This is a genomic window from Streptomyces sp. CBMA29 (assembly GCF_014596445.1).
Lineage (GTDB): Bacteria > Actinomycetota > Actinomycetes > Streptomycetales > Streptomycetaceae > Actinacidiphila.
The window spans coordinates 1-17,943 of record NZ_MECL01000054.1 but is presented as its reverse complement, the minus strand read 5'-3'; the positions used below and the strand labels follow the sequence as shown (position 1 = coordinate 17,943).

At 73.8% G+C, this 17,943-nt stretch carries 8 protein-coding genes; all 8 read right to left on the bottom strand.

Features of this window, described 5'->3' with window-relative positions:
* A partial coding sequence (locus BGM09_RS07765; protein ID WP_317452586.1) for an acyl-CoA carboxylase epsilon subunit occupies positions 1-118 on the bottom strand: 118 nt, incomplete at its 3' end.
* Positions 119-144: 26 nt separating this feature from the next.
* Entirely contained in the window at positions 145-1,746 is a 1,602-nt protein-coding gene (locus BGM09_RS07760) for an acyl-CoA carboxylase subunit beta (protein ID WP_188280705.1), read from the bottom strand.
* 34 nt (positions 1,747-1,780) lie between these two features.
* Positions 1,781-3,634, bottom strand: a complete 1,854-nt coding sequence (locus BGM09_RS07755; RefSeq protein WP_188280704.1) for a fatty acyl-AMP ligase — start codon at positions 3,632-3,634, stop codon at positions 1,781-1,783.
* Positions 3,635-3,636: 2 nt separating this feature from the next.
* Positions 3,637-4,221, bottom strand: coding sequence for a flavin reductase family protein (locus BGM09_RS07750; RefSeq protein ID WP_188280703.1), 585 nt, complete (start codon positions 4,219-4,221; stop codon positions 3,637-3,639).
* Complete coding sequence (locus BGM09_RS07745; protein WP_188280702.1) at positions 4,211-5,863, bottom strand: NAD(P)/FAD-dependent oxidoreductase; 1,653 nt, start codon at positions 5,861-5,863, stop codon at positions 4,211-4,213. Before BGM09_RS07745 ends, BGM09_RS07750 begins: the two co-directional genes overlap by 11 nt.
* A gap of 50 nt (positions 5,864-5,913) precedes the next feature.
* The gene (locus BGM09_RS07740; protein ID WP_188280701.1) at positions 5,914-7,551 is read right to left on the bottom strand and encodes an NAD(P)/FAD-dependent oxidoreductase; all 1,638 of its coding nucleotides are present in this window, start codon (positions 7,549-7,551) and stop codon (positions 5,914-5,916) included.
* Positions 7,552-7,615: 64 nt separating this feature from the next.
* Positions 7,616-12,361, bottom strand: a complete 4,746-nt coding sequence (locus BGM09_RS07735) for a type I polyketide synthase (protein WP_188280700.1) — start codon at positions 12,359-12,361, stop codon at positions 7,616-7,618.
* Positions 12,358-17,943, bottom strand: a 5,586-nt coding sequence (locus BGM09_RS07730; RefSeq protein WP_188280699.1) for a type I polyketide synthase, incomplete at its 5' end; no start/stop codon positions are given. The genes BGM09_RS07735 and BGM09_RS07730, both read right to left, overlap by 4 nt.

Genomic DNA, 17,943 nt, shown 5'->3' with positions numbered 1-17,943 from the left:
ACGATCGACGCGAGGACGACCGCCGGACCGCGGGCTCGTCACCGGCAACGGCTCCGGCGCCGGCCCACACCGCGAGCAGCGCGGCCAGCTCCTCCGCGGTGGGCTCGCCCCGCACCACCCGGATGTCGGGGTCGCGCGGGCCGCTCACAGCGGGATGTTCCCGTGCTTGCGCGGCAGCCGCGTCACCCGCTTGTCGGCGAGCGCCCGTAGCGCCTGGGCCACGTGCCGACGGGTCTCGTGCGGCATGATCACCGCGTCCACGTAGCCCCGCTCGGCGGCGACGTACGGATTGCACAGCGCCTGTTCGTACTCGGCGCGCAGCCGGTCGCGCTCGGCGGCCGGGTCCTCGGCCTGCTCGACGGCGCGGCGGTGCAGGACGGTGACCGCGCTCTCGCCGCCCATGACGGCGATCTCGGCGGTGGGCCAGGCGAGGTTGACGTCGGTGCCGAGGTGCTTGGAGCCCATGACGCCGTACCCGCCGCCGTACGCCTTGCGGGTGACGACCGTGACCATGGGGACGGTGGCCTCGGCGTAGGCGTAGATCAGTTTGGCGCCGCGCCGGATGATGCCGCCGCGTTCCTGTTCCAGGCCCGGAAGGAAGCCGGGGACGTCCACGAAGGTCAGGACGGGAATGTGGAAGGCGTCGCAGGTGCGGATGAAGCGGGCGGCCTTCTCGCTGGCGTCGATGTCGAGCGCCCCGGCCATGTGCGAGGGCTGGTTGGCGACCACGCCGACGCTGCGGCCCTCCACGCGGCCGAAGCCGCAGATGATGTTGCGGGCGAACAGTTCCTGGGTTTCGAGGAGCTCGCCGTCGTCGAGGACGGTGTGGATCACCTGGTGCATGTCGTAGGGCCGGTTGGCCTCGTCGGGGATCAGCTCGTCGAGCGCGAGGTCGGCGGCGGTGAACTCCTCGGCGGCGCGTACCTCGTAGTCGGGTGCGTCGTCCATGTTGTTCGACGGGAGGTAGCCGAGGAGCAGGCGGACGTACTCGAACGCCTCCTTCTCGTCGCGCGCGAGGTGGTGGGCGTTGCCCGAGACGGCGTTGTGGCTATAGCCGCCGCCCAGTTCCTCGCGGTCGATCTGGTGGCCGGTCACCGTCTTCAGCACTTCGGGTCCGGTGACGAACATGTGGGAGATGCCCTCGACCATGACGATGAAGTCGGTGATCGCCGGGGCGTAGACGGCGCCGCCCGCGCAGGGGCCGGTCATCAGGGAGATCTGCGGGATGACACCGGACGCCTGGACGTGCCGCTTGACCAGTTCGGCGTACAGGGCGAGGGAGACCACGCCTTCCTGGATGCGGGCGCCGCCCGAGTCGTTGATGCCGATGATGGGGCAGCCGGTGCGCAGCGCCAGGTCCATCACCTTGAGGATCTTCTCGCCGTAGACCTCGCCGAGGCTGCCGCCGAAGACGGTGAAGTCCTGGGCGAACAGGCAGACCCTGCGGCCGTCGATCGTGGCGTATCCGGTGATCACGCCGTCGCCGAGCGGGCGCTGGCCGTCCATGCCGAAGTCGTGGCAGCGGTGCCTGGCCATGGCGTCCAGTTCGACGAAGCTGCCCGGGTCGACCAGGGCGTCGATGCGTTCGCGGGCGGTGAGCTTGCCCTTGTCGTGCTGGCGCGCGACGGCCGGTGCGTCGGTCGCCAGCCGCGCCGACTCGGCCCGCCTGCGGGTGAGTTCGGACAGCCGCTCGGCGGTGGTTCCTCTTCCTGGGCTTGCGGACACGGTGTCTCCTCGGTGCGTCATGACCTGGCCGTGCGGGCGTCGCGGGGCCCGGACGTCAGCCGCTTCGTACGACGGCGTCGGCCAGCGATCCGTCCGTGTAGAGCTGTCGGCAGGCGCGGCGTCGCACCTTGCCGCTGGAGGTCTTGGGCAGAGTGCCGCGCCGCACCAGCAGTACGTCGTCCGCCTCCAGCCGATGATTGTCCCAGACCGCCTCGCGTACAAGCCTGTGCAGCCGATCCGTACCGGTCTCGCGCAGGGTCCGGCCGTCGGCCTCCACGACGACGACCAGTTTCTCGGTGCTGCCGTCGTCCACGGAGAAGGCCGCCGCGCAGTTGGGACGCAGGCCGGGGGCCGCGGTCTCGGCGGACAGTTCGATGTCCTGCGGGTAGTGGTTGCGGCCCGAGCGGATGACGAGGTCCTTGAGCCGCCCGTTGATGTACAGGGTGCCGTCGTGGAGGAAGCCGAGGTCGCCGGTGCGCAGGTATTCGTGGCTGTCGTCGGCGGCGGGGGCGGTGCGGGCCCAGAAGGTCTCCTTGCTCGCCTCCGGGCGGCCCCAGTAGCCGGCCGCCACGCACGGCCCGTTGATCCAGATCTCGCCGACGCGGCCGTCGGGCAGCGGATTCAGGGTCGCGGGGTCCACGATCCTGATCCGGGTCCCGGGCTCCGGCGCGCCGCAGCCGACGATCGCTACGGCGCCGGGCGCGTCGGCGTCGACCCGCCGGACCACGCCGTCCCGCAGCGCGTCGTCGCAGACCCACAGGGCGGCGGGTTCCCGGTCGACCCGGTCGCCGGTGGCCTTCAGGGTGTTCTCGGCGAGCCCGTAACCGGGGCACATCGCGCGCGGGTCGAAGCGCGCGGGGGCGAAGGCGGCGGCGAAGTTCTCGATGGTCCGCCAGCGCACCGGTTCCGCGCCGTTGCCCGCGACCTGCCAACTGGACAGGTCGAGGCCGGGGCCGATCCGGCCTTCCGCGGCGGCTGACACGCACAGGTCGTACGCGAAGCCGGGCGCGGCGGCGTGCGTGCCGCGGAACCGCGAGATCGCCTCCAGCCAGCGGGCCGGGCGGCGGATGAACGCCTCGGGCGTCATCAGATACGAGGTCGGTCCCGCCCACAGCGGCAGCACGATGCCGAACAGCATGCCCATGTCGTGGAAGAGCGGCAGCCAGGACACCACGGTGGCGCCGGGGCCGCAGGGCCACAGGTCGTCGGTCTCCCGCGCGTTGGCTATGAAGTTGGCGTGGGTGACCATCACGCCCTTGGGATCGCCGGTCGACCCCGAGGTGTACTGGAGCAGCGCGGTGTCGCCCGGTCCCGGCAGGGTGCCGCGCCACCGCTCCGGGTCCGTGGCCGTATCCGTAGCCGCGTCCGTGTCCCCAGCGGCGTCCGCGGGCAGTTCGTCGGTGGGGATCAGCGTCAGGCCGGTCAGCTCCGGGCGGCCGGCGAACCGCTCCCGCAGCTCGCGTGCCACGGCGGCCGTGGTGAGGACGGCGTGGGTGTCCGCGTCGTCCGCGATGCCGCGCAGCCGCTGGAGTCCGCTGACCCGGCCGGGCACCTGGACGGGCGCCGCGGCGATGCCCGCGTACATGCAGCCGAGCAGGGCGCGGACGAAATCGAATCCTGAGGGGTAGAGCAGTACGGCGTTGCGGCCGGCGAGTCCCGCCGCGGTGAGCGCGGCGGCGTGCCGCCGGGCGTCGGCGTCGAGGGCGCCGTAGGTCAGCGGGTCCTCCGGCTCCTCGCCGTCACGCAGGAAGACGAAGGCGGTGTCGTCCGGCCGCGTCGCGGCGCGCAGCCGCAGCGCGTCCACCAGGGTGCGCACCTCGGGCAGGGTGCGCAGGTCGAGCGGCGCGGAAGGGTCGGGGTACGGGGGCACGGCCTCGGCGACGGGCTGTCGCGTCAGGTCGATGCTCATGGTCAGCGCTCCTTGTCCAGCCGGGCGAGCCGTCCGCGGTAGAAGGTGAGCGGGCCGTCGTCCTCCAGCGTGCCGAGCGAGGTGACGGCGCCGACCACGATCCGGTGGTCACCGCCGTGGTACTCGTCGGCGACCTTGCACTCCAGGTAGCCGATGGCGTCGCGCAGGATGGGCGCGCCGCCGCTGCCGCTGAGGCAGTCAAGCCCGTCGAAGCGGGTCGGTCCCGCCGCGGCGAAGCCCATGGCGACCGGGCCCTGTGCCGCGCCGAGGATGCTGACGGCGAAGGTACCGGTGGCGCGGACGGCGGCCAGCAGCCGGGAGTCGTGCCGCAGGCAGAACAGCACCAGGGGCGGTTCCAGCGAGACGGAGGTGAAGGAGTTGACGGTGGCGCCGACCCATTGCCCGTCGATCACGCTGGTGACGACGGTGATGCCGGTGGTGAAGTGCCCGCACACCTGGCGCATGGCGGAAGGCTCCGGCGGCAGGGCCTGGGCGGGGAACCTCTTGGTTCCGGTGTCTGCTTCCATGTCCACGATCCCCAGGTGGGCGAGTCTGCGTCGGATGTCCTGTTCCTGGTCAGTCGTCATGGCCGAGGTCTTTTCCGCCGCCGCGCGCGCCGTAGGGCCGCACCAGGCGCAGCACTCCCGGTGGTGCTTCCTTGCGCGCCCACAGCAGGGTGCGCACCCGTTGCGGGGTGGTGAGGACGTACTCGCGGTCGGTGGGGTCGCCGAAGCCGTAGATCGGCGGCACCATCGGTTCGTTCCGCAGGCGTACGAAGATCCGGTCGGCGCTCTGGCGGGCGGTGGCGCGGCCTTCGGCGGTGTCGCGGCAGGCGGCGAGGGTGAAGTCGAGCAGCTCGCGGTATTCCGGCAGCGTCTCGTGGCAGACGCCCGTGGCGGGGTCGGCGCGCAGCGAGGTGAGGGCCGCCTCTGCGGCGCCCGACGCCATCGTCTTGGCGCTGCGCTTGAGGGAGAGCGCGTCGAACATGGTGCCGAGCAGCCAGACCCTGGCGGTCGCGCTCCACAGCGCGGGGTGCGAGCTGGCGGTCAACGCGGCTTCCACCAGGCGGTCCTGACGGTCCGCCATGCCGTGCTGCAACCGCTCCAGATAGCGGAAGCGGCCCGCCGACCAGTCGTCGTCCCTGGCCGCGGCGAGGATGTCGGAGGCGGCGCAGTAGACGAGTTGGGCGGAGGTGTAGAGGTCGCGGCCGAGTACCGGGTCGCCGCCGAGCGCGGAACCATCGAGCAGCAGCATGCGGTCGCCCGCGGTGCGCGAGGCGTGCCACTGGCCGGAGTCGGCCGTCCAGCAGAACATCGGCTGGGCGTCGGCGAGTTGGGCGGCAACGGCCGGGTGGCGGGCGGCGCGGGCGAGGATCTCCGCCCAGCCGTCGGTCTCCCGCTCCGGGAAGCGGGCGGCGTCCAGCGACAGGGTGACGGTGGCGAGCGCGGAGCCGGCCGGTGTGCCCGAGCCGTTGCGGAAGTGGCCGACCTGTATCCAGCCGCCGTCGAAGACATGGTGCAAGGTGCCCTGCGACCAGGGGTGCGAGCCCTTGAGGACCGGCGCCACCCGCTCGTACGGCCGTACGCCGACGGCGTGCGCGCCGATCACCCGCGTGCCGGTGCCCCCGCAGACCCGCTCGGCGCCGAGCGCGCGTGCCACGGCCGAGTCGGGGCCGCCGGTGTCGACCACGAAGCCGGTGCGTATCTCCTCGCCCGAGGTCAGGGTCAGGCGTACCCGGTCGTCCTCGGCGACGGCCTTGTCGACCCGGACCCGCTGCCGTACCCGGGCGCCGTACCCGACGGCCGCGGCGAGCATCCAGGCGTCCAGGTCGGGCCGGTAGAAGCGGCTCTCGCCGTGTTCCGAGGGGATGTTGAACTGGAGGGAGTCGGCCCGCCGGTGCCCGGCGCCCTCGTGGTGGTGCACGAAGCCGAGGGTGCGCTGCACGCCGCAGTTGTACGACAGTTCGCGCCCGACCCGTCCCGCGTCGGCGAGCAGCGCGATCTCCGGCACCCGGAAGCGCTCGGCGATCACCTCGTAGAGGAACGAGGTGCACGGCAGCGTCATCTCACCCGGCTCGCTGCCGGACGTGTCGTGCTCGCCGAGCAGCAGGACGCGCAGGCCGTGCCGGGCGAGGATCACGGCCAGCGAGGTGGCCGTGATCCCGGTGCCCAGGACGGTGACGTCCGGGTCACGCCGGTCGTCTCCGATGTGGTCGGGGTCGGTTCTCATGGTGCCCATCACCTGTTCGGGGTCGGGTGCTGCATCGGGTACGGGGAGGTTCAGCCGCCGTGCGCGACGCGTTCCATGGCGAAGCCGCGCATGGCGTGGGTCACCGTGCCCGCGATGTCGGCGGGTGCCTTGGTCCGGGCCCAGGCGACGGTGCGCGCCATGCGTGCCGGGGTCGCGTGGAAGAAGTGGTTGCCCGGCTTGTCGAGGCCCAGCGGCGGCGGGATGAAGTCGGCGGCGGAGAGCTGTGCGAACAGCCGCCTGGTCGCCTCCTGCGGTGTGATGGTGCCGTTCTCCACCTGCTCGCTGACGGCGGTGGTGTGGCGCAGCAGTTCGTTGCAGCCGTCGTGGGTGGGGAAGGGCGAGCCGAGGTACTTGGAGTGCTCCATCTCGCGCAGCGGCCCGGTGTCGCCGCCGCGCCGCAGCCGGTCGTAGACGCCTTCGAGGTGGAAGGTGCCGAGCACGGTGGAGATCGCCCAGGTCCTGAAGACCGCGTTCCACATCCCGTAGTCGCGGAAGGCGATGAAGGAGCTGTTGACCAGGTCGTCGTTGGCGCTGAGCAGGCCCTGCTCCAACTGCTCGACGAAGGCGAAGCGTTCGCGGGAGAAGTCGTCGTCGCGGATCGCGTCGAGCAGCCGGTAGCCCAGGACGTTGACGACTTCGAGGGTGTTGGTCAGGCCGCGGGAGTAGAGCGCGTCGATGAATCCGGCGGCGTGCGCGGTGATGCAGAAGCGGTCGCCGACGGTGCTGGTGGTCGAGTACTGCAAGCGGCCGGTGGAGACCCACTCGCGGACCGGGCGGGCGTTCTTGAACTGCGGTGCGATGTCGGGGAACCGGCTGAGGAACTCGTCGAATTCCTGCTGCGGCGGGCCGTCGGGCCGCGGGTGGCGGCGCGGGTCCAGGGTGAGGCCGACGCTGCACAGCCGGTTGGTGCCGCCCTTGTTGTTGTCGAAGGGGATCACCCACAGCCAGCCGCCGTCGAAGACGTGGTGCAGGGTTCCCTGGTGCCACGGGCTGGGGTTGCCGTACTGCGACGGGTTGCGCATGACGTCGTCGTACGGGGTGACGCCCACCATGTGCGTGAACAGCGAGCGTGAGTGGTGCTTGAAGCGGGTGGGCTGTTCGCGCAGTCCGAAGTGCTCGGCGACCGGGGAGCGGTGGCCGCTGGCGTCGACCACGTAGCGGGCCTGGAAGGTCTCGCCGCGGTCGGTGGTCAAGGTGACGCCCGAGCCGTCGATGTCGACGTCCTGGATGCGGGTCTGCTGCCGCAGGACCGCGCCGTAGGAGGCGGCGGTGTACGCCATGTAGGCGTCGATGTCCTGGCGGTAGAGGTGGTTCTCGGTGTGCAGCATCTTCGGGATGACGAACTGGTTGACCTCGTCGGGCCGTTGGGCCTGGCCCTCGCGCTGGTAGACGAAGCCGAAGTTGCGCTTGACGCCGCAGGCCCCGGTCACGTGCTTGCGTACGCTCTGGAAGCTGGCGAGGTGGGCGATCTCCGGCACGTCGTAGCGGGCGGCGACGACCTTCATCAGCACCGAGGTGTAGGGGATGGTGGACTCCCCGATGGCGAACCGCGGGTGGGTGCCGGCGTCCAGCAGCAGCACCTTGGCGCCGTTGCGGGCGAGTACGGCGCCCAGGATCGAACCGGCGATGCCTGCGCCGAGAATGGCTACGTCGTGGCGGGTGTTCATCTGCGACCTCCTGGGATACGGCGGTGTGTCCTGGGGCTTCGGCCGGTGCAGCCGGATCGGTGGGTCAGTGCTGACGGGCGACCTCGGCGGCGAGCAGCCGTGCCCAGTGGACGGCCGGTTCCTCGAAGAAGGGACGGGGTTCCAGGCGCAGGGCCAGGTCGGCGCGGTAGCGGGCGATGACCTGCGTCACCCCCAGCGAGTCCAGTCCCAGGTCGAGCAGGCTGATGTCGTCGGTGATCTCGGTGAGCGCGACGCCGAGGTGGTCGGCGAGGACCGTTCTGACGTAGCCGTCGAGCAGCGGTTCGCGCTGGTCGGCGGGCGCGTCCAGGACCGTCCGCAGGTGTTCGGACGGGCCCTGGCCCTGGCCGGGACCGGCACTGTCGGCGCGGACCTCGGTCAGCAGCGGGCGGGCGCGGCGCGATTCCAGCAGCGGGCCGAGCGTCGTCCAGTCGGCGCCGGAGACCACGGCGTGCGCGGCGTCGGAGGCGAGCAGCGGGCCCAGGTGCCGCAGCCCGGTCTCCGGGTCGATCGCCCGTAGTCCCAGGGCCTCCAGACGGGCCATCAGCTCGTCGCCGCCCAGGCCGCTGGCCACCCGCCAGGGGCCCCAGCTCACGCTGAGCGCGGTGGCGCCGGTGCCGCGCCGGTAGGCGGCGAGCGCGTCGAGGAAGCGGTTGGCGCAGGCGTACGCGCCCAGGTGCGCGGAGCCCCACACGGAGGCGATGGACGACATCAGCAGGAAGAAGTCCAGCGGCGTGCCGTCCAGCAGCCGGTGCAGCGTCCAGGCTCCCTCGACCTTGGGCAGCAGCACGGCGTGCAGCGACTCGGGGTCGGCCTCCGCGATGTTCTGCGCCCCGGCCAGGCCCGCCGCGTGGATGACGCCGCGCAGCGGCTGCCCGCTGCCGGCGATGTCCGCGAGCACCGCGGACATGGCCGCCTCGTCGCCCACGTCGGCGGCGGCGACGGTCACCCGCGCACCGTGGGTCTCCAGGGCGCGGATCGCGGCGACCCGCTCGGCGACGGGCGCGGGGAGCGCCGGATCGTCCCAGCTCCCGCGCGGGGGCAGGCCCGCGCGGCCGGTGAGGACCAGGTGCCGGGCGCCGAGGCCGACCAGCCACTCGGCCAGCGTCAGCCCGAGGCCGCCGAGGCCGCCGGTAATCAAGTAGCTTCCGTCGCCGGTCACTTGGAGGCGCGGGGCGTCGTCGGCCGGGGGGCCGGAGCGGATCAGGCGGGGGACGAGGCGGGCTCCGCCGCGGTAGGCGACCTCGTCGTCCTCGTCGCCGAGGAGCAGTTCCTCGGCCAGTTCCGCGGCGCCGCTGTCGGCCGCGCCTCCTTGCGGGTCCAGGTCGACGGCCCCGCCCCACAGGTCGGCGTGTTCCAGGGAGACGACCTTGGCAAGGCCGGTGAGCAGCGATCCCGCCAGGCCCTCGGGGACCTCCTCCTCGCCGGTGGCCTGCGCGCCGCGGGTGACCAGCCACAGCCGGGGCGGCCGGGCCCCGGCTGTGGCGGCCCCGGCGGTTGCGGCCCCGGCGGTTGCGGCTTCGGGGGTTGCGGCTTCGGGGGCGGAGCCGGTGGGCGCCTGGGCGGCTCCTTCGGCGAGCGCCTGGATCAGGTGCACCACGGTCTCGGGTCCTGTCACACGGGCCCGTGCCAGGTCCTCGGCGGTGGTCTTGTCGCCGCCGGGCGCGTCGAGGGCCGCCAGGTGCACGATCCGGTCGACCGGGCCGACGTCGGCCAGCAGCGTACGCAGCGCGGCGGGATCGCCCGCGGGGACGCTCCGGACGCCCGGCGGACCGGCCGGGTCGTCACCGATCCTGGCGAGCACGCACTCCCCGCCGAGCGCGGACAGCTCCGCCGCCAGCCGCTCACCGACCCCCGTGGTGTCGGTGAACAACAGGGTGCGCCCGGCCGGATCCGCGGCGCGGCCCGCGCGCGGCGACCGGCGCCATTCGACCGCGTACTGCGGGTACTCCCCGGCTTCCGGGTCCGCGACCGCCCCGCCGGGTCCCGGCAGTACCGGCGAGGTGTCGTCGGCCAGCGGGAAGTTCAGCCGCAGCCGCTGGAAGGCGTACGTGGGCAGCGGCACGTGCCGGTCGGCGGTGGCCGGGTGCACCCGCGACCAGTCGACGGGTACGCCCCAGGCGTGCAGCGCGCCCAGGCTCCCCAGCACCTGCTCGGCCTCGGGCCGGCCGCGCCGCAGGGACGGCAGCCACAGCAGGCCGGGGTCGGGCAGGGTGCGGGCGGCCAGGCCGAGCAGGGTCCGGCCGGGGCCGATCTCCACGAAGGCGCCGACGCCGGTCTCGCGCAGCGCGAGCACGCCGTCGTGGAAGCGGACGGGCTGCCGGGCGTGCCGGGCCCAGTAGCCGGGGTCCGCGAGGGTGGCGCGGTCCAGCGGCAGGCCGGTGAGGTTGGAGATCAGCGGGATGCGCGGCTCATGGAAGGTGATCTTCGCCGCCGCCTCCTCCAGCGGGGCGAGGACCGGGTCGAGCAGCGGCGAGTGGAAGGCGTGCGAGACGGTCAGCGGTTTGGCGGTCACACCGTCGCGGGCCAACTCCGCCCGGATCTCCGCGATGGCGTCGGCGGCGCCGGAAAGGACCGTGTCCCGGGGCCCGTTGACGGCGGCGACGGCGACCAGGCCGGTGCGTGAGCCGATGGCCCGCTCGGCGGCGTGCGCGTCCAGTTGTACGGCGAGCATCGCGCCGGGCGCGGTCACCGACTCCATCAGCCGGGCGCGCAGGGCGATCAGCCCGAGCGCGTCCTCCAGGTCCACCGCTCCGGCGACGCACGCCGCCGCGTATTCGCCGACGCTGTGGCCGATCACGGCGGCCGGGCGGACGCCCCAGGACGCCCACAGTTCGGCGAGCGCGAATTCGACGGCGAACAGGGCGGGTTGGGTGTAGCCGGTCCTGTCGAGCGAGCCGTCGGGCTCGCCTGGGTGGACGACCTCCAGCAGCGGTCGGTCGAGAACCGGGTCGACGATCTCGGCGCAGCGCTCCAGAGCCCGCCGGAACACCGGCTCGGCCTCGTACAACTCCCGTCCCATGCCTGCGAACTGAGCGCCCTGGCCGGTGAACATGAAGGCGGTCTTCACGCGGTGCGCGGCCTGGGCGCGGCGGGGGGCGGGGCCGCCTTCGCCGATCCCGAAGTCGTGCAGCCGGTCGGCGAGCGAGGCGGTGTCGCGGGCGGTGAAGGCGGCGCGGACCTGCTGCGGTGAGCGGCCGGCGGCGATGGTCCGGGCCACAGAGTCCAGCGGGGTCGCCGGGTTGGCGCGCAGGAAGTCGGCCCAGCGCAAAGAGAGTTCACGCAGCGCAGGTTCACTGCGGGCCGACGCGACGAAGACTTCCGCCTGCCGCCACGGCTGCGGGTTCCGCTCGGGCTGCTCGGTGGTCATGGCGGGCGGTTCCTCGATGACGAGGTGGACATTGGTGCCGCTGGCGCCGAAGGAGCTGAGGCCCGCGGTGCGCGGCTGCCCGTCGGACGGCCACGGGGTGTGCTCGGCGGCGACCCGCAGGTGCAGCGCGTCCCAGTCGACGTTGGGGTTGGGCGTCCGGAAGTGCAGGCTCGCCGGGATCTCGCCGTGGCCGACGGCCAGCACGCTCTTGATCAGCCCGGCGATGCCCGCGGCCGCCTCCAGGTGGCCGACGTTGGTCTTCACCGACCCGACGTAGACCGGGCGCTCCGCAGACCGGCCGGCGCCGAGGACGGTCTCCAGACTGCGCAGTTCGATGGGGTCGCCGAGCGCGGTGCCGGTGCCGTGCGCCTCGACGTAGCCGATCCGGTCGGCGGACACTCCCGCGTCGGCGAGGGCCGCGCGGATGACCTCCTGCTGCGCCTTGCCGCTGGGTACGGAGATGCCGCTGGCGTGGCCGTCGTGGTTGACGGCGCTGCCCCGGACGACGGCGAGCACCCGGTCGCCGTCGGCCACCGCGTCGGCGAGCCGCTTGAGCACCACCAGGCCGCAGCCCTCGCCACGTGCGTAGCCGTCGGCGGAGGCGTCGAACGCCTTGCAGCGGGCGTCGGGCGAGACCGCCCCGGCCTTGCTGACCAGCACGAACCCGTACGGGGACAGGATCACGTTGACCCCGCCCGCCAGTGCCAGATCGGTCTCGCCCAGGCGCAGAGCCTGGCACGCCTGGTGGACGGCGACCAGTGAGGAGGAGCAGGCGGTGTCGACGACCTGCGCGGGTCCGCGCAGGCCGAAGGTGTGCGCGATGCGTCCGGCGATGAAGCTGTTCTCGCCGAGGAGTTGGTAGCCGTCGATCGCGGCCGGGTCGCCGTACTGCTGCCTCAATCGTACGTAGTCGCTGGTGCTCGCGCCGATGTAGACGCCGGTGCGGGAGCCGTCCAGCGAGTCGTGCGGGATGCCGGCCCGCTCCAGCGCCTCCCACGCGACTTCGAGCGCGATCCGCTGCTGGGGGTCCATTCCGAGTGCCTCGCCCGGCGCGATCCCGAAGAGCTGCGCGTCGAAGGTGTCGGCGCTGTCCAGGAAGCCGCCTTCCACGACGTACGCCTTCGCGGGCGCCTCGGGGTCGGGGTCGTAGTACGGGTCGGTGTCCCAACGGTCGTGCGGGAAGGGGCCGATGGCGTCCACGCCGTCGCGCAGCAGGTCCCACATGCGCTCGGGCGAGTCGGCGCCGCCGGGGAAGCGGCAGCCGACGCCGATGACGGCCACCGGGCTGTGCAGCGCTGCCCGTTGGTCCTCGACCATCGTGCGCAGCCGCCCGATGGTCTCCAACGCCTGGGCGAGGCGGGACCGTTGGTCCGGTGCGCGCTCCGATGTGCGGGGTCCGGCACCGTCGGTGGGCTGATTCATCGCTTGTCTCCCTCGATGAGGGCGTTCACGGCGGCGACTTCGGCGTCCAGACGGGCGAAGAGGTACGCGTCGTCGGGGTCGTCGTAGTCGTCTTCATCGGTGAGGTCGCCGGTGACGGTGGCGTTCTCGGCGGCGCCTTCGGTGCTTTCGGCGTGTCCGGCGTATTCGGCGCGTTCGGTACGGGTGACGCTGTCGGCGGCGGGCTGCGGCGCGTGAGACCGCTCGTCGTCCGATCCGCCGACCACTTCGGCGGCGAGGAATCCGGCCACGGCGTCGCCCGTCGGGTATTCGAAGGCGAGGGTCGCGGGGAGCGCGCTGCCGAAGCGGCGCTCCAGCCGTACCTTCATCTCCAGCGCCGTGATGGAGTTCAGGCCCAGCTCGAAGAAGCCCTGCCGGGGCTCCAGTTCGCCGGGTCCCTCCAGGCCGAGCACCACCGCGACCTCCTCCAGGACGCACTCCAGCAGCAGGTCGCCGCGCGCCGCGTCGGGCAGTGAGCGCAGCTTGTCCAGCAGCGCGCCGGAGTCGCCGGGGGCAGCCGCGGCCTCGGCGGCCAGCGCGTCGAAGAGCGGCCAGGGGCGGGCCTGTTGGTAGAGCGGCAGCAGCAGGCCCCAGTCGGCGTCGGCTGCGGCGGCGCCGGTCAGGCCCGCGGCGGTGATCCGGTCGAGCAGTTCGATCGCGATGCCGGGCGGGAGCGGGCGCATGCCGCTGCGCGTCAGCCGGTTCGCGCTGTCGCGGTCCAGCAGGTCCACGTCGAGCCAGGGCGCCCAGGCGATCCCGCTGACCGGCAGGCCCAGGGCGCGCCGGTGCCCGGCGAGGGCGGTGAGCAGCGCGTCGACCGGAGCCTGCACGCCCGCCCCGATCGCCGCCCAGGCCGACGCCACGGTGCCCCACACCTGGAAGAGGTCCAGGTCGGTACGCGTGTCGAGCGCTGCTTGGTGCAGCAGCCACGCGCCGCGGGCGCGGTCCTCGACCGCCTCGGCGATCGCGGCGGCGGTCGGTTCCTGGTCGATCGGCAGATTCCAGCCGACGCCGAGCCAGATCACGCCCGCGACGGGATGTCCGGCGGCGGCCTCGTCCTCGATCAGCCGGGTCGCCTGCTTGGCGTCCTCCACGCGGGGCACGACCAGCGTGCGGCCCGCGCCGCGCGCGGTCAGCCAGGCGGCCACCCGGTCGGGCAGCGGGCCTTCCGCGCCCGCCACCAGATAGCAGCGGTCGGCGGCCAGCTCGACCGGCTCGAACAGCGGCGGCGGGGCCGGGGCGCGCAGCACCCGGGCGGTGAGCCTGCGCCCGGCGCGCAGCGCGATCTGGTCCTCGACGTCCTCGCCTCCGGCACGGTCACCGCCATGGGCGAGCAGTTCCGCCACGACGGCCGCCGCGTCCTCCTCGGCGCCCGAGGACAGCGGGTCCAGGTCGAGCGCGGCGCCCCAGGCGGTCGGACGTTCCACGCCGGAGACGATCGCGGACTGCCGCAGCGGGGCCTGAGCGGCGGCGGGCAGTTCCAGCTCGTCCACCGCGACCGCGCCCCGCGTCACGTACAGCACGCGTGCGCCGCTGCCGACGGCCGCCGTCACGGAGGCGACCGCCGTCACCCCCGCGCACGCGTCGGCCACGGCGAGGGGGTCGGGCTCCTCGCGCTCCGGCAGGTCCAGCGCCCCGAGGTGCACGACGTCCCGGCAGCCGGGCCCGGTGCGCAACTCCCGCAGCGCGTCGGCGAGTCGCTGCCGTACGGCGTCGGGCTCGCCGTCGGCCGCCAGCAGGGTCGTAGGCCGACCTTGTGCGGCCAGTGCCCGCGCCAGTTCTTCGGCGACACCGCCGCGGTCGGCGAGGACGACGGTGACGGGCCCGGTCGGGGGCGCACCCGCTCCCCCGGCCGTTGTGGACGGGTCGTCGTCGGTCCGCGATGCGCCGAGGCCGTCCCGCTGGGCCGGGACGTGGGCGCTCAAGCCGCTTCGCGCCGTGCCGGTTTCGAGCCGGGCTGAGGTATCGGCCGGCCGCCGCTCGGGCTGATCGACCGTCAGCGGGCGGTCCTGCCAGCCGAGTACGTACAAGCTGGCGGCCAGGCGCGCGGTCTCCTCCTGGTTGAGGACACGGCCTCGCGGCGGGGCGAGGCGCAGGCCGGTGATCTCGGCGAGCGGTCGGCCCTCGGGGGTGGTGAGGCGGATGTCGGCGGTCGGGTCGCCCGCGGTGTCGGGGCGCAGGGTGGCGGTGACGAGAACGCGGTCGTCGGGGGCCGCGTACAGGGTGAGGCTGTCGAGGGAGGCGGGGAGCGGCGACGGGGCGGCGGGGTCGGCGGACAGCAGGAACGCGGGCAGGCGCAGGGCGAGTTCGAGGAGGTCGGGGGCGAGGTGCCAGCGCATGGTGGCCGGGCGCAGCCGAAGTTCGAGTTCGATGCGGCCGTCTGCGGTCCGGGCTGATTCCGGGGTCGGCGCGCTGTCGCCGGTGGCGTGCCGGGCCGTCCAGGCCCGCAGGGCCTCGTCGACCGGGCCTCGCGGGTGCGGCGGGGTGTCCGTGGCGGTGCCGGTCGGCGCCCGCCCTGGCAGGGCGCGGCCCGACAGGAGGCGGCGGGGGCGCGGCGCGGTGTCGGTGGCGGGCTCCCACAAGGTGAGCGCCAGGCCCGGCCGGTTCCCCGACGCGGCGCGTTCCAGGGCGAGTTGGGTGGTGACGGAGCCGTCGGCCGGGACCAGCAGATGGCGGTCGAGGGTGATCTCCTCAAGGCGTACGGGGCGGCCGGGGCCGAAGGCGGTCCGGGCCGCGGCGACGGCCAGCTCCAGCCAGGTGGCACCGGGCACCCGCAGCGCGGCGCCCACGGGTTCGGCGCCGAGCCTGGTGGCCGTACGGGCGTCGAGGTCCGTCTCCACGACACGGCCCGACGGGGTGCGGACGTCGCGGCTCAGCAGCGGGTGGGCGCCCTTGGCCGTGGGGGCGGCGTCGCGCCGGTCGACCCAGTAACGCTTGTGCTCCCACGGGTAGCTCGGCATCTCGGCGAGCGGGCCGTTCCCGGGGTGCGGCCGCCGCCAGTCCACGGCCTGGCCGCCGACGTGCAGGGCGCCGAGCCCGGTGAGCAGTGACTCCGGGCCGTCCTGATCGCGCAGCAGTGACGGCACGAACAGCCCGTCGGTGCCCGCGGCCCGCAACTCCTGCTCGATGGGGACGAGTTGGATGGGGTGGGCCGACAACTCCACGAAGGTGTCGTGTCCGTCCGCCGCAGCCGCCCGTACGGCGTCGGCGAACCGTACGGTCTGCCGCAGATTGCGGCCCCAGTAGGCGGCGTCCAGGGGTGTGCCGGCGGCGAGCGGGGCGCCGTCAACCGAGGAGTACATCGGCAGGCGCGGGGCGGCCGGGGTCAGGCCGGTCAGGGCGTGGACAAGCTGTTCGCGCAGCGGCTCGGCCCAGGGGCTGTGGGCCGGGCCGCCGGCGTTGACCGCACGGAAGAACACATTGCGCGCGCGCATTCGGGCGCCCAGTTCCTCCAGTGCGGTCGTCTCTCCCGACACCACGGTGGACTGTCGGCTGTTGACCACGGCGACGCACAACCGGTCGCCGTACGGTGTCAGTTCGTCCTCGGTGCGGTCGGCGTCGAGGCCGACCACGGCCATGCCGCCCTGGCCGACCAGGGACCGCAGCAGGTGGGTGCGGCGCACCATGATCTCCGCGGCCTGCGCCAGGTCGAGCGCGCCCGCGCACAGAGCGGCGGACACCTCGCCCATGCTGTGGCCGAGCACGGCGGCGGGCTCGACGCCCAGTGCGCGCCAACTCGCCGTCAGGCCGTACTGGGTGGCGAAGAGCAGGACCTGCTGGTCGAGTTCGTTCGAAGGCTCGCGCGCGGATTCCAGCGCTTCGCGCACCGACCAGTCCAGGTGGCGGGCGAGCGCGGCGTCGCAGTCCGCGATCGCGTCGCGGAACACCGGGTCGGCGGCCAGCAGGGAGCGGCCCATGACGGGCCAGTAGGAGCCGTGGCCGGAGAAGACGAAGACGGGTCCGCGTGCGCGTGCGGCGGCCTTGCCGAGGACGGCGCCGGGAACACTGTCACCTTCGGCGACGGCGGCCAGGCGTTCGGCGAGCGCGGCGCGGTCGCGGCCCACGACGACCAGCCGGTGGTCGAGGTGGGAGCGGTGTACGGCCAGGGTCCGCGCCACGGCGGCCGGTTCCGCGCCGTGCTCGTCGCCGTCCGAATCCGCGGTGAGCAGTACGCGCAGGGCGGCGGCCCGGTCGCGCAGCGCGGCGGGGGACGCGGCGGACAGCGGCAGGACGTGGAGGCGGTCCGTCAGCGCCGCGCCGTCGTCCGCGTCGGAGGTGCCGGAGGCGTCGGGAACATCAGGGATACGGGGGGCGTCGGCCGCGGGGGCCTCGGCGAGCACGATGTGCGCGTTGGTGCCGCTGAAGCCGAAGGCGCTGACCCCGGCGACCCTGCGGCGCTCGCCGCGGGCCCACGGGCGGGCCTCGGTCGGGACGTCCAGGGGCAGTTCGTCCCAGGGGATGTCGGGGCTCGGCCGCGTGAAGTGCAGGTGCGCGGGGACCGTCTCGTGCCGCAGGGCCAGGACGGTCTTGATGAGTCCCGCGATGCCGGACGCGGCTTCCAGGTGGCCGATGTTGGTCTTCACCGAGCCGACCAGGCAGGGCTGTTGGGTCGTCCGTCCGGCCAACGCGGCGCCGAGCGCCCGCAGTTCGATCGGGTCGCCGAGCGGGGTGCCGGTGCCGTGCGCCTCGACGTAGTCCATGTCGTCGGCGCTGACGCGGGCGTCGGCGAGTGCGGCGCGCAGCAGCGTCTCCTGCGCGGGACCGTTGGGGGCGGTGAAGCCGCTGCTGGCACCGTCCTGGTTGACGGCGGAGCCGAGGATCAGGGCCAGGACCCGGTCGCCGTCGCGCCGGGCGGCGGACAGCGGCTTGAGGATGACGGCTCCGCAGCCCTCGCCCCGGGTGTAGCCGTCGGCGGTGGCGTCGAAGGTCTTGCACCGGCCGTCGGCCGCGAGGGCCCCGGCGGCGTCGCTGGCCCGGTGGATGGTGGGGCCGAGGATGAGATTGACGCCTGCGGCGACCGCGAGGTCGCTCTCGCCCGAGCGCAGGCTGGCCACCGCGAGGTGCACCGCGACCAGCGAGGACGAGCAGGCGGTGTCGACGGCCAGGCTCGGGCCGCGCATGCCGAGCAGGTACGACAGACGGCCGGCCGCGGCGCTGAAGGAGGTGCCGGTGCCGTAGAAGGCGTCCACGTTGTCGGGATGACCGCCCACGATCTGGGCGTAGTCGGTGGAGTTCATGCCGAGGAAGACCCCGGTGCGGGACTCGGCGAGCGAGGTCGGAGGGACGCCCGCGTGTTCCAGCGCCTCCCAGGCCACTTCGAGGAACATCCGCTGCTGCGGGTCCATCACCTTGGCCTCGCGCGGCGGAATCCGGAAGAACGGCGCGTCGAAGCCGGCCGGGTCGCCGTCCAGGAAGCCGCCCCACCACACGCGCGGGTCGTCGAAGCGGCCGTCGGGGGCGCGGCGTACGGCGTCGCGGCCCGCGGTCAGCAGCCGCCAGTAGGCGTCCGGGCCTTCGGCGCCGCCGGGAAAGCGGCAGCCGACGCCGATGACGGCGATCGGCTC